The organism is Paenibacillus sp. JL3B1040 (genome assembly GCF_057063165.1).
The window spans coordinates 5,368,695-5,384,159 of the sequence record NZ_CM169317.1 but is presented as its reverse complement, the minus strand read 5'-3'; the positions used below and the strand labels follow the sequence as shown (position 1 = coordinate 5,384,159).

Annotated in this window: 12 protein-coding genes; 9 read left to right on the top strand and 3 right to left on the bottom strand. The window is 57.0% G+C overall.

The window, feature by feature from the left end; translation table 11 throughout:
* Positions 1-96 precede the first annotated feature (96 nt).
* From ACZF99_RS24665 to cydC, 4 genes are read left to right on the top strand one after another with little or no spacing between them, the layout of a single operon-like run.
* Positions 97-1,506, top strand: a complete 1,410-nt coding sequence (locus tag ACZF99_RS24665; RefSeq protein ID WP_483607519.1) for a cytochrome ubiquinol oxidase subunit I — start codon at positions 97-99, stop codon at positions 1,504-1,506.
* Entirely contained in the window at positions 1,496-2,509 is a 1,014-nt protein-coding gene (cydB, locus tag ACZF99_RS24660) for a cytochrome d ubiquinol oxidase subunit II (protein WP_483607518.1), read from the top strand. The genes ACZF99_RS24665 and cydB overlap by 11 nt, the downstream gene beginning before the upstream one ends.
* A complete protein-coding gene (gene cydD, locus ACZF99_RS24655) occupies positions 2,509-4,248 on the top strand; it encodes a thiol reductant ABC exporter subunit CydD (RefSeq protein WP_483607517.1) in 1,740 nt (579 codons plus the stop codon). Before cydB ends, cydD begins: the two co-directional genes overlap by 1 nt.
* On the top strand, positions 4,245-6,008 hold the full coding sequence (gene cydC, locus ACZF99_RS24650) for a thiol reductant ABC exporter subunit CydC (RefSeq protein ID WP_483607516.1): 1,764 nt from the start codon (positions 4,245-4,247) through the stop codon (positions 6,006-6,008). Before cydD ends, cydC begins: the two co-directional genes overlap by 4 nt.
* Positions 6,009-6,200: 192 nt before the next feature.
* Here cydC and ACZF99_RS24645 read toward each other — a convergent pair whose 3' ends face one another.
* Positions 6,201-6,497, bottom strand: a complete 297-nt coding sequence (locus ACZF99_RS24645) for an RNA polymerase sigma factor (RefSeq protein ID WP_483607515.1) — start codon at positions 6,495-6,497, stop codon at positions 6,201-6,203.
* A gap of 183 nt (positions 6,498-6,680) precedes the next feature.
* Between ACZF99_RS24645 and gltC the strand changes: the two genes are divergently transcribed.
* The 3 genes from gltC (at position 6,681) to ACZF99_RS24630 (ending at position 9,445) form a co-directional block, all read left to right on the top strand.
* Positions 6,681-7,580, top strand: a complete 900-nt coding sequence (gltC, locus tag ACZF99_RS24640) for a glutamate biosynthesis transcriptional regulator GltC (RefSeq protein WP_483607514.1) — start codon at positions 6,681-6,683, stop codon at positions 7,578-7,580.
* Between the two features lie 219 nt (positions 7,581-7,799).
* Positions 7,800-8,252: a DUF1641 domain-containing protein gene (locus tag ACZF99_RS24635; RefSeq protein WP_483607513.1), complete on the top strand. Its 453-nt coding sequence runs from the start codon at positions 7,800-7,802 to the stop codon at positions 8,250-8,252.
* Between the two features lie 14 nt (positions 8,253-8,266).
* On the top strand, positions 8,267-9,445 hold the full coding sequence (locus ACZF99_RS24630; RefSeq protein ID WP_483607512.1) for an NAD(P)/FAD-dependent oxidoreductase: 1,179 nt from the start codon (positions 8,267-8,269) through the stop codon (positions 9,443-9,445).
* A gap of 81 nt (positions 9,446-9,526) precedes the next feature.
* Here the strand turns inward: ACZF99_RS24630 and gdhA are convergent, their stop codons facing one another.
* Together gdhA and ACZF99_RS24620 are read right to left on the bottom strand one after the other, a co-directional pair.
* The gene (gdhA, locus tag ACZF99_RS24625) at positions 9,527-10,903 is read right to left on the bottom strand and encodes an NADP-specific glutamate dehydrogenase (RefSeq protein WP_483607511.1); all 1,377 of its coding nucleotides are present in this window, start codon (positions 10,901-10,903) and stop codon (positions 9,527-9,529) included.
* 270 nt (positions 10,904-11,173) lie between these two features.
* The gene (locus ACZF99_RS24620; protein ID WP_483607510.1) at positions 11,174-11,830 is read right to left on the bottom strand and encodes a nitroreductase family protein; all 657 of its coding nucleotides are present in this window, start codon (positions 11,828-11,830) and stop codon (positions 11,174-11,176) included.
* A 169-nt stretch (positions 11,831-11,999) separates the two neighbouring features.
* On the opposite strand from ACZF99_RS24620, the gene ACZF99_RS24615 reads away from it, so the two are divergent.
* Both ACZF99_RS24615 and ACZF99_RS24610 read left to right on the top strand, forming a co-directional pair.
* Entirely contained in the window at positions 12,000-12,977 is a 978-nt protein-coding gene (locus ACZF99_RS24615; protein WP_483607509.1) for a Gfo/Idh/MocA family protein, read from the top strand.
* Positions 12,978-13,155: 178 nt separating this feature from the next.
* Positions 13,156-15,465, top strand: coding sequence for a nitric-oxide reductase large subunit (locus ACZF99_RS24610; protein WP_483607508.1), 2,310 nt, complete (start codon positions 13,156-13,158; stop codon positions 15,463-15,465).

Below are 15,465 nucleotides of genomic sequence, written 5' to 3'. Positions count from 1 at the left end.
TCTGTCACAAAATTATTATTTTTTCCCCGTTCGTTTTCATAATCCGGTGATAGAATTCACCTTAGATAATAATTATTTTAGAAAGTAGGGAAAGAAATGCTGGATCCGATTGTGCTTGCTCGCCTTCAGTTTGCGGTGACAACGATTTTCCATTTCTTCTTTGTTCCCTTGTCCATCGGTCTGGTGCTGCTTATCGCGATCATGGAGACGATGTATGTCGTGAAGGGGAAAGAAGAATACAAACGGATGGCCAAGTTTTGGGGGAAGTTGTTCCTTATCAATTTTGCGGTAGGGGTCGTGACGGGGATCCTCCAGGAATTCCAGTTCGGCATGAACTGGTCGGATTACTCCCGCTTCGTCGGCGACGTCTTTGGCGCGCCGCTGGCGGTGGAGGCGCTGTTTGCCTTCTTTATGGAATCGACCTTCATCGGCTTGTGGATCTTCGGTTGGGATCGCTTGTCCAAAAAGGTGCACCTCCTGTGCATCTGGCTGGTCGCTTTGGGCACGACGGTATCGGCCTTCTGGATTTTGGCCGCCAACTCGTTCATGCAGCGCCCGGTCGGCTTCGAGATCAATAACGGACGTGCGGAGATGAACGACTTCTTCGCCTTGATCGGCAACGGACAACTATGGGTGGAATTCCCGCATACCGTGCTCGGCGCGTTTGCGACCGGAGCTTTCCTCATTGCCGGGGTCAGCGCGTATAAAATGCTGAAACGCCAAGATGCGGCTTTTTTCAAGAAGTCTTTTACGATCGGGATCATCGTTGCTTTGATCGCTTCGTTCGGAACGGCGTTGTTCGGCCATCAACAGGCGCAATATTTGGTGAAGACACAGCCGATGAAAATGGCCGCCTCCGAAGGGCTTTGGGGCAAGTCGGGCGACCCTGCGCCTTGGACGCTGTATGCGCATATTGATTCGGACAACGAAAAGAACAATTTTGAGATCAAAATCCCTTATCTGCTGAGCTTCCTGTCTTACAGCAAGTTCTCCGGCGAAGTCAAAGGCATGCACGAGCTGCAAGCCGAATATGAACAGACCTACGGTCCCGGGGAGTACATTCCTCCGGTACGGACGACCTTCTGGAGCTTCCGGATCATGATCGCCGCCGGCTGCTTGATGATCGTATTCGCTTTGTACGGCACTTATTTGGCCTGGCGCAAAAAACTCGACCAACCGAGCAACAACTGGTTCTATCGCGTGATGTTGTGGTCGATTTCGCTGCCGTTTATCGCCAACACCGCCGGTTGGATCATGACGGAGATCGGGCGTCAGCCTTGGACGGTGTTTGGCTTAATGCAAACGAAGGACAGTGTGTCGCCTAGCGTAACGGGTGGACAAATTCTGTTCTCGCTGATTGCGTTCACGCTCATTTATGCGGTGCTTGGAGCGGTCATGGTTTACTTGTTCGTGAAAGTGATCAAGAAAGGTCCGAGTGAGATCACGGGCGCCGACTCCGATCAGTTAGCGGATCCATTCGGTAAGGAGGGATACCATGTCTCTTAATGAACTTTGGTTTGTCCTGGTCGCGGTGTTGTTTGTCGGCTTCTTCTTCCTGGAAGGCTTTGACTTCGGGGTGGGAATGAGCACCAAGTTTTTAGCCAAGAATGATATGGAACGCCGGGTGCTCATTAATTCGATCGGTCCGTTCTGGGACGCCAACGAAGTCTGGCTGCTGACGGCCGGCGGCGCGATGTTCGCCGCTTTCCCGAACTGGTACGCCACGCTGTTCAGCGGCTATTATACTCCGCTTGTCGTGTTGCTGCTCGCCTTGATTGCGCGGGGCGTTGCCTTCGAGTTTCGCGGCAAAGTGGATAACGGCAAATGGAAAGGCACGTGGGACTGGGCGGTCTTCATCGGAAGTCTGCTGCCCCCGTTCCTGCTGGGCGTTGTGTTCTCCGGCTTGCTGAAGGGATTGCCGATCGGCGAGGATATGGAAATGAGAGCCGGATTGTTCGATATGGTTAACCTGTACACTTTGGTCGGCGGGATTACGGTCGTGATGCTGTGCCTTGTGCACGGCTTGTTGTTCGCCTCCCTGCGGACGACCGGCAGCCTGCAGGAACGGGCTCGCAAGCTGGCCCACAAGCTGCTCATTCCGCTCGCGGCCCTGTTCGTCCTCTTCGGCGTGCTGACGTTCTTCGAAACGGACGTGTTCGAGGTGCGCGGCGTGCTGATCGGCCTGGTGGCCGCGTTGGGCGTTGCCGCTTTCGTGCTGGCCGGCTGGTTCATTGCGAAACAAAGAGACGGCTGGGCCTTCGGGATGACCGGCGCGATGATCGTATTATCGATTGCCGCGGTATTTGTCGGCTTGTTCCCGCGGGTGATGGTCAGCTCGATTAGCGAAACCTTCTCTTTAACGATCGATAATGCCGCTTCCGGCCAATACTCGCTGAAGGTGATGACCATCGTGGCGCTGACGCTGCTGCCGTTCGTGCTGGGTTATCAAATTTGGAGTTATTTCGTTTTCCATAAACGCGTACACGAGAAGGAGCATTTGGAATATTAATGGGACGCGGACTCATGAAAATCGCAGGGATCAAGCCGGTCATGGCGATCCTGGCCTTGCTGACCCTGGGACAAAGCTTTGCAATCATCTGGCAGGCGAAATGGCTGGCGGAGGTCGTCTCCGCCCTGTTTGCCGGAGCCAAGCTGCAGGAACAAGCCGGCGGGGCCGGTTTGTTCCTGCTTGCTTTTCTCGTGCGGCAGGGATGCGGCATGCTGCAGCAGAGGACGGCGTACGCTTTTGCCCAAGGGACGGGACAGACCCTGCGGGAACGGGTGCTGGAGAAGCTGTTTCAGCTGGGACCGCGTTTTGCCGGGACCGAAGGCACCGGAAATTTGGTCACCCTGGTGCTGGAAGGCGTGACGAAATACCGCAATTATCTGGAGTTGTTCCTGCCGCGCATGTTGGGGACGGCCTTTACGCCGGTCTTGATTTTGGCCTATGTTTATAAGCTGGATTTCGCTTCCGGGCTGATTCTGACGCTGACGATGCCCATTTTGATCGCCTTTATGATCTTGGTCGGGCTTGCGGCGCGCAAGCAAACCGAACGGCAGTTGAAATCGTACCGCACCTTATCCAATCATTTCGTGGATTCGCTGCGGGGGCTGGAAACGTTGAAGTTCCTGGGGCGCAGCAAATCGCATGCGGCTTCGATCGAACGGGTCAGCGACGCGTACCGGTCGGCAACGATGCGGACGCTGCGGGTGGCGTTCCTGTCCTCGTTTGCCCTCGATTTCTTTACGATGCTGTCCGTCGCCTCGGTGGCCGTTAGCCTTGGGCTGCGGTTGGTGAATGGCGAAATGGTGCTGCTGCCGGCGTTAACCGTATTGATTCTGGCACCGGAATATTTCCTGCCGGTGCGGATGGTCGGCGCCGATTTCCACGCGACCCAAGACGGCAAAGCCGCCGGCGAAGCGATGAACGAGATCATCGCCGCCGCGGAGGAGGAGGCGGCCAAAGCCGCGCCGGTGCCGGCGGGAACGGTCTGGACCTGGACGCCGGAGAGCCTGCTGAGCTTGCGCGGAATTGGCGTGATCCACGAGGAGGAGGAGGCCAGACCTTCGTTGGCCGGGGTGAACCTGACGCTGGGCGGCATGGGCAAGATCGGCATCATCGGCGAGAGCGGCGCCGGCAAATCGACGCTGATCGACGTGCTTGGCGGCTTCCTGCGGCCGAGTTCGGGCCGATTTGCCCTGAACGGCGCGGAGCTGGGCGATTTGACGGCGCCGGGCTGGCGGGAGCAGATCACCTACATCCCGCAGAATCCGTATATTTTCAGCGGAACCTTGGCGGATAATATCCGCTTTAACGTGCCGGACGCCACGCGGTCCGAGGTGGAGCGCGCGGCGGCGGCGGCCGGACTGGACGGGCTGGTGCGCAGCTTGCCGGGCGGACTCGACGAGCCGATCGGCGGCGGCGGCCGGCCGTTGAGCGGCGGCCAGGAGCAGCGGGTGGCGCTGGCCCGGGCTTTGCTCAGCCGGCGGCCGGTCCTATTGCTCGACGAACCGACCGCGCATTTGGATATCGAGACGGAATACGAGCTTAAGCAAACGATGCTGCCCCTATTTGAAGGGAAGCTGGTAATCCTGGCGACCCATCGGCTTCACTGGATGCGCGAAATGGACCGCATCGTCGTGATGGAGCAGGGCCGAGTGGCGGAAGCGGGGACGCATGCCGAACTGATGGCCAAGCGGGGAGCTTATTATCGGTTGGCAACGGCGCAGCGGGGGGAGATTATATGAAGCAAGAGTCCTGGATTCGTCCTTATTTTCGGCGGTATAGCGGAAGATTTGCGTTATATCTGATCCTTGGCGTGCTAACGCTGTTGTCCGCCGGGATGCTGATGTTCACCTCCGGGTTTTTGATCTCCAAGTCGGCGCTTCAGCCTTACAACATCCTGCTCGTATACGTTCCGATCGTCGGCGTGCGCACGTTCGGGATCGGCCGGGCGGTGATCCATTATGTCGAGCGGCTGGTCGGCCATGATACGGTGCTGCGGATCTTGGCGAAAATGCGCGTCCGCCTGTACCGCGTGCTGGAACCGCAAGCCTTGTTCATTCGCTCCCGTTTCCGGACGGGGGATATTCTCGGCGCGCTTGCCGACGATATCGAGCAACTGCAAAACGTGTATATCCGCACCGTTTTTCCAAGCGTTGTGGCCTTAATTCTGTATGCCGCAGCCGTCGTGGCCATGGGCTTATTCGACGTCACGTTCGCCCTGCTCTTGGCGGCGTACATTTTCGTTCTCGTCGCGGTACTGCCGTACCTGTCGCTGCGGCTGACGCGGCGGACGAACGAAGAGGTGAAGCGCGAGCGGAACGGGTTGTACCAGAAATTAACCGATGCCGTAATGGGGATCGGCGATTGGGTCATCAGCGGCCGGACGGCGGAATTCCTCAAGTCGTACGAGCAAGATGAGGCCGCGGTAGCCCGCAAAGACCGCAAGCTGCGGGCCTGGGCCCGCTGGCGCAGCTTCATCGGCCATCTCGTCGTTGGCCTTGCCGTGGTCTCGATGGTGTATTGGGCCGGCGGTGAAGCGGCGGCCGGGCATATCGACGCCACGCTGATCGCGGCGTTCGTGCTGATCGTGTTCCCGCTGTCGGACGCGTTCCTGCCGGTGTCCGAAGCGGTGGAGCGCACGCCGCAATATCGCGTGTCGCTGGACCGCCTCGCCCGGATCTCGGGCGAGGGCAACGGCGCCGGCGCGCCGGGCGCGATGCCCGGCGAAGCGTTGCCCGCTGCGGCGGGCGAAGCCGTCACCCGCACCGCTGCCGCTGACGTGCGGCTGCGGGACGTCCGCTTCGCCTACGCGGCGGAGGACGCCGATTCGGTGGACGGCGTCTCGCTCGACATCCCGCAGGGCAAGCGGGTCATGGTGATCGGCCGCAGCGGTGCCGGCAAGTCGACGCTGCTGAAGCTGATCCAGGGGGCGCTTGCCCCAAGCCGCGGGACGGTGCAGATCAACGGCATCCCGGCCGCAGCTTACGGCGATCGGATGCCGGAGGTGATCTCCGTCCTGAATCAAAGCCCGCACCTGTTCGACACGACGGTGGCGAACAACGTCCGGCTCGGCCGGCCGCAGGCGACGGACGAGGAGATCGGCCGGGCCGTGCAGGCGGCGCAGCTCGGCCCGTTGATCGCGGCGCTGCCGCAGGGGATGAACACGCCGATGCGCGAAACGGGACGGCGGTTCTCCGGCGGCGAACGGCAGCGCGTGGCCTTGGCGCGGATCCTGCTGCAGGATACGCCGGTGCTCATCCTCGATGAGCCGACCGTCGGCCTCGATCCGCGCACCGAACGCGAGCTGCTGGCGACGATCTTCCGCGCGACGCAAGGCAAGTCGCTGATCTGGGTGACGCATCACCTGGTCGGCGCCGAGCGCATGGACGAGATCGTGTTCATGGAGCACGGGCGGATCGTCATGCGCGGCACCCATGCGGAGCTGCTGGCTCGCGAGCCGCGGTACCGCAGCTTGTACCGGCTGGATTGTCCGGAGGAGTGAGTAAGGCGCATACTAAAATTAGGCGGCGATGTAGGGAAAACCGGCATCGCCGTTTTTTATGCTCGGGGTGGGGATTAAGGAATGGCGCCATAGACGACAGCAAGGTGGCTGAACTGCAAAAGTACACTTCATTTTCGTAAAATTCGGCTTATGAGCCCCTTGAGATGCAAAAGTGCAGCTGATTTCGGCCGGTTATCGCCCGAAACTGCGGAATTGAACGAAAATGAACTGCATTTTTACATCAAACCAGCCTTTTTCGGCGTGAATCGGTGAAATGAACTGCACATTTGCACTTGGACGGCCCGCCTTCACGCGAAAGGGGCTACTAGGAGAACGATCGGAAATAAGGACGGAAAAAAATTGCTCGCAGTTACTAGGTTCCTGATACAAATCGTCCGTATCCTCTTTGTTTCCCGTCAGTTTATAGCAAAAGCCGTAAATCGACTTGCCGTGCAGCTCCACGAGCTCGATCAACTCATCAATATCCAAGGAGCTATTCCTTTCTGAATGGTCATTCAACGTTATATTGTCATAACTGGGGAATAGGTTCATCCGTTTGGCGCAAAATTCAAACATACGTGCTTCCGTTTTCGGAGGGGAGCCGATATAATGGTTTTTAATATATTTACATGAGGTGTAAGCTATCAAAAATGCAGCGGACGGGGTGAGGGGATGGAGCTCAGGCAAATCCAATACTTTATTGAGGTGGCCAAGCTGGAGCATGTGACGGAAGCGTCGTATGCGCTGCACGTGTCGCAGTCGGCGGTCAGCCGGCAAATCTTTAAGCTGGAGGCGGAGCTGGGCGTCGATCTGTTTGTCCATGAAGGCCGGAAGGTGAAGCTGACGCCGATCGGCCGCCATTTCCTGCAGCATATGGAACAGATGATGCAAGTGATCGAGCAGGCGCGTCAGGAAATCAACGAATATCTCGATCCGGAGCGCGGGACGGTGCGCATCGGTTTTCCGAGCAGCCTGGCCGCGAACTTGGTTCCGACGGTCGTCTCAGCGTTCCGGCGCCGGTACCCGGAGGTGCATTTTCAACTGCAGCACGGATCGTATCGGGAGCTGCTGGACTGGGTCGGCGGCGGCATGATGAACCTGGCCTTGATCGGCCCGGTGCCCCAGGGGGAACCGCAGGTGACGGGCGAAGTGTTGTTCCGCGAGAAGTTCAAGGTGCTCCTGCCCGCCGGACATCGGCTGGCCGGCCGCGAATCGGTGGGGCTGGATGACCTGCGGGACGACGGGTTCGTCTTGTTCCCCAAGGGATTCGTCTTAAGGGACATCGTTGTCGACGCCTGCGACCAAATGGGATATCAACCGAAGGTTTCGTTCGAAGGGGACGATCTCGACGCGATCAAGGGGCTGGTGGCTGCCGGGCTTGGTTTGACGCTGCTTCCGGAAATCGCGCTGGGCGAGCATATCCCTTCCACGATTGCCTCGCTGCCGATGACGGAGCCGCAGGTGACCCGGGACGTTGGGGTGATCATTCCGGCGAATCGGGAGCTTGCGCCGACGGAAAAGCTTTTTTATGATTTTTTGAAAGAGACGTTACCGTCTTCTTGCGAATTTTAAGATTCATCGAAAAATGATATCGATAGGGGCCGTGAATTTTGTCACTTGCACGGTCCTTTTTTGTTGAAAATGTGTTACAATTTATTCGGATTGTTCAAGGTTTAGATGTGCAAATTTTCACTAACTTGAAGCGGGTTAGAGGCATCTAAAGGAGGAACACTATGCATGAACTAGAGTTCGGCAGGTTAATCCTCAGATTATCGCAAAGGAGAATCGAATATGTCAGAGACAGTTACTGAAACGAAAGCGGAGCAATCCGCAGCCGGGGCAGGGGCCGGAGCCGCAACCGGGCAGCAGGAGCTCTTGGAGCAGCTCTTGAATCCGGAGGTACAGCAATCGCTGACCGCTTTGGTGGAACAGCTTCCCCAATTGAACGAACTCGTGGGGGTTTTGACGAAAACGTATGATTTTGCCAAAACGGTGGCTTCGGATGAAGTCCTGAAGAATGATACCGTCGGCGCCATTTCGGAAATCGCCGGACCGGTCGTCGGTAAAGTGAAGCATCTGGCCGCCAACGTGATCGAAGCGAAGGACCGCGCCGAGGACAGCCAAGAGGTGATCGGCGTGTTCGGGTTGATGAAGATGCTCAAAGACCCGCAAACCCAAAAGCTGCTTCGCTTCGTGAACGCGTATCTTCAAGTTTCCGGTGAACGGGACCGTCATCAAAACTAACGGAGGAATAGATGATGTCAAAACATATTTTAATTTTGGGCGCTGGCTACGGCGGCGTACTCAGCGCTTTGTCGGCCCGCAAGTTTATGGATAAATCGCAGGCGCGGATCACGGTGGTTAACCAATATCCGACGCATCAGATCATCACCGAGCTGCATCGCCTCGCGGCGGGGAGCATTTCCGAACGCGCCGTGTCCCTGCCGCTGGAGAAGCTGTTTAAAGGGAAAGACATCGATCTGCGGATCGCCAAAGTGGAGAAATTTTCGGTCGATAAAAAAGAGGTCAAACTCTCCGACGGCACCGTTTTGTCCTATGACGCCCTCGTGGTCGGCCTCGGCAGCATCACCGCCTATTTCGGCATTCCTGGCCTGGAGAAATACAGCATGGTGCTGAAGTCGGCGGACGACGCCAAGCGGATTCACGAGCACATCGAATCGCGTATTCGCGAATACGCGGCCTCCGGCAATGAGGCGGACGCATCCATTGTCATCGGCGGCGGCGGATTGACCGGCGTCGAGCTCGTGGGGGAAATCGCCGACAAGCTGCCGGAGTTGACGAAGAGATACGGCGTAAATCCAAGCGATATCAAGCTGATGCTGGTGGAAGCGGGACCGAAGATTTTGCCGGTGCTTCCGGATGTGTTGATCCAGCGTGCCACGGCCAGCCTTGAAAAACGCGGCGTGGAGTTTTTGACCGGTCTGCCGGTCACCAATGTCGAGGGCAACACGATCGATCTCAAGGACGGACAAAAAATCGTCGCGAACACCTTCGTTTGGACGGGCGGCGTGCAGGGTCATCCGCTGGTCGGCGAATCGGGGCTGGAAGTCAACCGCGGACGCGCTTCGGTGAATGACTTCCTGCAATCCGTTTCGCATCCGGACGTGTTCGTTGCCGGCGACAGCGCTGTGTACATGGGTCCGGACGGACGTCCTTACCCGCCGACGGCGCAAATCGCCTGGCAGATGGGCGAGTTGATCGGCTACAATCTGTTCGCTTACTTGGGCGGCAAGCAGATGAGCGCGTTCAACCCGATCAACTCCGGTACGCTGGCCTCCCTGGGACGCAAGGACGCCGTAGCCACGATCGGAGCGAGCAACACCCAACTGCGCGGTTTGCCGGCCACGATGATGAAGGAAGCGAGCAACATCCGGTATTTATCCCATATCAAAGCGCTTGACGCCCTGGCTTACTAAGGTCGGGACGCAACATGCTCAACGCAAAAAGAGTCTCCGGGAGGATTCGTCCTCCCGGAGACTCTTTTGTTGAAGGAATTCTTAGACCACACCGTGAGCCAGCATCGCATCGGCGACTTTCAGGAAGCCGGCGATGTTGGAGCCGACGACCAGATTATCGGCATAGCCGAATTCTTCGGCCGCATTCACGCTGCTTTGGTAGATATTGCGCATAATGTCCTTCAGCTTGGCGTCGACTTCCTCGAACGTCCAGGCGAGTCTTGCGCTGTTCTGCGCCATTTCCAGCGCGGAGACGGCAACCCCGCCGGCATTGGCGGCCTTGGCCGGGCCGAAGTATACGCCATTGTTCAGATAGACCTCGATGGCCTCCAGCGTGGACGGCATGTTCGCCCCTTCGGCCACATACTTGACTCCATTCGCAACAAGCTGCTTCGCGGCGGCTTCATTGATTTCATTTTGCGTCGCGCAAGGCAGGGCAATGTCGCAAGGAATGCTCCAGATATTTTGGCAGCCATCCACATATTCGGCGGCAGGATGCTCGTTGACGTAATCCTTGATCCGTTTGCGTTCGACTTCTTTCAGGCGTTTGACCGTCGCCAGATCAATGCCGTTTCTGTCGTACACGTAACCGTTCGAATCGCTGCAAGCAACCACCTTAGCGCCGAGCTGCTGCGCTTTCTCGATGGCATAGATCGAGACGTTGCCGGATCCGGAGACGACGACCGTTTTCCCTGCGAAGCTGTCGCCCCGGCTCGCCAGCATTTCGCTCGTAAAATAGACCAGTCCGTAACCCGTAGCTTCCGTCCGCGTCAAGCTGCCGCCGTAGGTGAGGCCTTTGCCGGTCAACACGCCGGTTTCGTTGCCGTACAGCCGCTTGTATTGACCGAACATGTAGCCGATCTCCCGGGCGCCGACGCCGATATCGCCAGCGGGGACGTCCGTGTCCGGGCCGATGTATTTGGACAGCTCCGTCATGAAGCTTTGCGTAAAGCGCATCACTTCAAGGTCGGATTTGCCTTTCGGGTCGAAGTCGGATCCGCCCTTGCCGCCGCCGATCGGCTGGCCGGTCAAGGAGTTCTTGAAGATTTGCTCAAACCCGAGGAATTTGATAATGCTGGCATTTACGGACGGGTGAAAGCGGAGACCGCCTTTATAAGGGCCAATCGCGCTGTTGAATTGGACGCGAAAACCGCGGTTTACTTGAACTTTGCCTTGGTCGTCAACCCAAGGTACGCGGAAGCTGACCATTCTTTCCGGCTCGACGATCCGTTCGAGAATGCCATGCTGCTGATATTTCGGATGTTTGGCGAAGACGGGAACGAGCGAATCGAGGATTTCCTTGACGGCTTGGTGAAACTCAAGCTCCCCCGGATTCCGTTGTTGGACGGTTTCGTATACCTGATTTACATAATTGCGAGCTGCCTCCAGGCCGACTTCGCGTTGCTGTGTTAAAGCCATGATCCACTCCACCTTTCTTGTGTGCGTAATCGGATGAGTACGTTCACCTTTTCACGATATTTATGACCTCTATTGTAATATTGATGTAAGCTATGAACAAAGCTAATTTGAGATCAACTTGATGATTGAATGAGATGAACTGGAGTGGGGGCGGCTTTTTGGCCTCAAAGAATCAGGAGTAGTATGTGCGGAAAACGGGCGATTCAGACGAAATCAACGGCCGGTACCGCAGATCAATCAATGCGGTTCCGGCCGTTATCGAGGAAGTGATTATTTTTGGAAAGAGTTCCAGTGCGTAACTTGGTCCACCGAAAGACGCGGCGTGGCGTGAGCCGGTTTGGCCGCCTTGCCGATGGCAATCAGTACGATCGGTTTCAGCGTTTCCGGTACTTCAAACGCCTCGGCGAACTGTTCGGCATTGTAGCCGCCCATCGGGACCGTGTCGTACCCTTTGGCTTTGGCGATCAGCATCAATTGCATCGACACCAGCCCGGCATCCAGCAGGTTGACTTGGTGCAGGCGTTCCGGGCCCATGCCGCCGTAACCTTTCTGCAGACGCTCGACAAAGTTGGTTTTGACGTCTTCCGTCATGGCGCCAAGCTGCACGGCTTGGCTATAAATCTCCTCCGCGCGCTCGTACGAACGCAGATCGCCCAGGACGGCGATGATCGCCGCCGCGTCAACAACCTGCTGCTGATTATTGGCAATCGGGAGCAGCTTCTGTTTCAATTCGGGTTCATCGATGATCAGAAAACGCCAAGGCTGCAGATTGGACGAGGACGGAGCGGATAAGGACAACTCCACGATTTCCTTCAGTTCCTCGCGTGGGATTTTCACGGACGGGTCGTATATGCGAACGGAATGTCTTGCCTGCAGTACGGTGTAAAAATCATTTAGCGCAACTTGATCCAGTGTACTCACTTTCATGCTCCACCCTTTCTGTTTAATTCTTCACGTGACCAGTATAATCCTTAACTGTTACAAATACAAGAACAGTTTCACGAGGGGCTTGACGGCTTAAAACTTGTGGTTAATTAGGATAACCATTATCTTAAAGAGGTAGTTCATCGATATTTGAATCCGGGGAGGGTTTCACATGACATTGCAGATGGGGATCGTTGGTACGGGGTGGTTCAGCAAGGTGCATGGCGACATTTTGGCAGGCCTGGACGGCGTCCGCGTGGCGGGCGTTACCGGAACGACGGCCGCCAAAGCGCAAGCGTTGGCCGACCGTTATCCGGGGGCGATCGGTTTCGGCAGCTTGACGGGTATGCTGGACTCGCTGAAGCTGGATGCCGTGTATCTGTGCATCCCGCCGATGGCGCACGGGGAGCTCGAAGCCGAACTGATCGAACGGGGAATTCCCTTCTTCGTGGAGAAACCGCTTGCCGCGAGCCTCGATACGCCGCTCGAGATCCTGGCGCGATTGCAGCAAAAGCCGCTGATTCATGCGGTAGGCTACCATTTCCGTTATAAAGCGTCGATCCGTAAACTGAAGGAATCCCTGGAAGGGCGGACCCTCGGCATGGCTTTGGGCGCCTGGATGGGCGATATGCCGCAGGTGGCGTGGTGGCGAAGCCAGGAGGGCTCCGGCGGGCAGTTTGTGGAGCAGACGACCCATATCGTCGATCTGCTTCGCTATACGGCCGGCGAAGTCGATGAGGTTTATGCCGCTTACGGCAACCGCGTCGTGCAGGAACGGTTTGATCACGTGACCGTCCCCGACGTCGGTACTGTCACGATGAAGCTGCATAACGGAGCGGTCGCTACGATCTCCAATACCTGCATCTTGCCGGGCGGCGTCTCCGAGGTGGGGCTGCACTTGTATACCGATACCGGGATCCTGGCCTGGAGCCCGGAGCGGCTGGAAATCAACCTGCCGGGCACCAAGACAATCTACACCGGTACGGACAATCCGTATGCGGCGGAAACCGAAGCATTTATCCATGCGCTGCGGACCGGCGACACTTCGCGGATCTTGTCCGATTACGCCGATGCCGTGAAAACCCAGCGGATTACCTGCGCCGCCCTGGAGTCGGCCCGGACGGGGCAGCCGGTCCGTATTGAAGGATAAGCCGGAAGCCGAAGGCCGCTTACGCTGATAACCAAATGGTAAATGTTAAAATTTGAACTTTCTGTGATCGTTTTATTTCCCAACGGGTGTCGAATTTTTGATTTGTAATCCGAATCACAATTCCCTTCCCGCCGAAATCTTATCCTGATTCTGTCAAGAGGAAAGGAGAGACGAGGGAATGAAGGGAACTCAAACTCAAAATTCATTTTTGAAGGGCATTCTGATCTGTGTCCTTTTGGTAAGCTTCACGGTGCTCATTGCCGGAGGATATTGGATTTTTAAATCGCAGGCGCCTACGCCGCTGAAAGTCGTGAATACCGCAGGCGAGGTATTGACGACCCAAGAGCGGATCAGCGGAGGGCAAGCGGTATTTCAGAAGTACGGCCTGATGGATTACGCCACCGTGCTGGGCCACGGCTCCTACCTGGGACCGGATTACACGGCGCAGGCGCTGAAAATCGTCACCGACGCCATGCACGATCAACATGCGCAAGCGGAGTACGGGACGGCCTATGCCGAACTGAATCCGGAGCGGCAAACGTTGATTTTCGAGAAGGTCAAGGCGGAAATGAAACAGAACCGCTACGACAAGAACGCGAAGACCTTGGTCCTGACCGACGGGCAGGCTGAGGGTTTGAAACGGGTTCGCGCCTATTATGATCAAGTCTTCACGGAAGGCGACGGGCGCGGGATCCGGCCGAATTTGTTCGGCAACGACACGATGCCGGAGGAAGGGCGCGCTTATGTGGCGCCCGGGGATATGCGCGAGCAAATCGCCGATTTCTTCTTCTGGACCGCTTGGTTGTCCGGCACGCAGCGGCCGGGCGACACGATTACGTATACGAATAACTGGCCGTATTTCGAGGACGCCGGAAACACGATGAGTTATTCCGCCGTTCTTTGGAGCGGCATCAGCATGACGCTTTTGATTTTGGTGCTGGGATTGGTGTTGTATTTCTACAACCGTTACCGGCTGCATATGCAGGAAGCCTATGAGCCGGGCAAGTTCCCGGTGCTGGATCTGAACCAAATGCCGGTGACGAAAAGCCAGGTGAAAACGGCGAAGTACTTCCTCGTCGTCGTGCTGCTGTTCCTGATCCAAGTGGGCTTCGGCGCGCTGCTGGCGCATTATTACGTCGAGCCGGACAGCTTCTTCGGGCTGGACTGGATCACCCGTTTGTTCCCGTTCAATATCGCCAAATCGTATCACTTGCAGCTCGTGATCCTTTGGGTGGCGACGGCATGGCTGGGAATGGGGATCTATGTGGCTCCGCTCGTCGGCGGCAAGGAGCCGAAACGGCAAGGTTTGCTCGTCGACATCCTGTTCTGGGCGCTGGTGGCGCTTACGGCGGGGAGTACGGTCGGGGAATGGCTCGGAGCGAAAGGTTACCTCGGCAACCTGTGGTTCTGGCTGGGCCATCAAGGCTGGGAGTACCTGGAGTTGGGCCGCTTCTGGCAAGTCCTGCTCGTCATCGGCATGGCGATTTGGCTGTTCATCGTATACCGCGCCATCCGCACCGCTTTGCGGAAAGAAACGGATAAGGGCGGATTAACGCATTTGCTGTTCTATTCGGCGATCGCCGTTCCGTTCTTCTACATCTTTGCGTTCTTCTTTAATCCGACGACGTCGTTCACTTACGCCGACTACTGGCGCTGGTGGATTATCCACTTATGGGTGGAAGGGATCTTTGAAGTGTTTGCCGTCGTCGTCATCGGCTTCCTGATGGTGCGGATGAAGCTGGTAACGAAGGAATCCACGGTGCGCTCTTTGTTGTTCCAGCTGATTTTGCTGCTCGGCAGCGGCGTGATCGGGATCGGTCACCACTATTACTACAACGGCTCGGCCGAAATCTGGATTGCCTTGGGCGCGGTATTCTCGGCGCTGGAGGTCATCCCGCTGACGCTGTTGATTCTGGAAGCATACGACCAGTACAAAATGATGAAGGATGGCGGCCAAACGTTCCCTTACACTTCCGCCTTCCGGTTCCTGGTTTCGACGGCGATTTGGAATTTGATCGGCGCAGGGGTGCTTGGCTACTTGATCAACCTGCCGGCGGTCAACTACTTCATGCACGGCTCCACGTTGACCACCGCTCACGCCCACGGCTCAATGATGGGCGTATACGGCATGTTCGCCATCGCGGTCCTGCTGTATACGATGCGCAACATCGTGAAGCCGGAGCAGTGGAACGACAAGCTGCTGCGCATCTCCTGCTGGGGCCTGAACCTCGGGTTAGCGGGAATGATCGTGATTACCCTGTTGCCGGTGGGCTTTATCCAACTGAAGCACTCGTTCGACTTTGGTTTCTGGTCGGCGCGCGACTTCTCGTTCTATCAGCAGGATACGGTCAGCCTGCTGCTGTGGCTGCGGATGATTCCGGACACGATCTTCATCGTGGCGGGGATTGCGCCGCTGGTGTACGTGGTCGTCCGTTCGATGTTCCACCTGCGCAAACCGAATGTTGCCGAAGAAGAAGTTTTCGAATAG

Excerpts from the sequence above, each read along its gene's own strand:
- ACZF99_RS24665 (WP_483607519.1), top strand. The coding sequence starts at position 97 with ATGCTGGATCCGATTGTGCTTGCTCGCCTTCAGTTTGCGGTGACAACG.
- gltC (WP_483607514.1), top strand. The coding sequence starts at position 6,681 with ATGGAGCTCAGGCAAATCCAATACTTTATTGAGGTGGCCAAGCTGGAG.
- ACZF99_RS24615 (WP_483607509.1), top strand. The coding sequence starts at position 12,000 with ATGACATTGCAGATGGGGATCGTTGGTACGGGGTGGTTCAGCAAGGTG.
- cydB (WP_483607518.1), top strand. The coding sequence starts at position 1,496 with ATGTCTCTTAATGAACTTTGGTTTGTCCTGGTCGCGGTGTTGTTTGTC.
- ACZF99_RS24610 (WP_483607508.1), top strand. The coding sequence starts at position 13,156 with ATGAAGGGAACTCAAACTCAAAATTCATTTTTGAAGGGCATTCTGATC.
- cydD (WP_483607517.1), top strand. The coding sequence starts at position 2,509 with ATGGGACGCGGACTCATGAAAATCGCAGGGATCAAGCCGGTCATGGCG.
- ACZF99_RS24620 (WP_483607510.1), bottom strand. The coding sequence starts at position 11,830 with ATGAAAGTGAGTACACTGGATCAAGTTGCGCTAAATGATTTTTACACC.
- gdhA (WP_483607511.1), bottom strand. The coding sequence starts at position 10,903 with ATGGCTTTAACACAGCAACGCGAAGTCGGCCTGGAGGCAGCTCGCAAT.
- ACZF99_RS24635 (WP_483607513.1), top strand. The coding sequence starts at position 7,800 with ATGTCAGAGACAGTTACTGAAACGAAAGCGGAGCAATCCGCAGCCGGG.
- cydC (WP_483607516.1), top strand. The coding sequence starts at position 4,245 with ATGAAGCAAGAGTCCTGGATTCGTCCTTATTTTCGGCGGTATAGCGGA.
- ACZF99_RS24630 (WP_483607512.1), top strand. The coding sequence starts at position 8,267 with ATGTCAAAACATATTTTAATTTTGGGCGCTGGCTACGGCGGCGTACTC.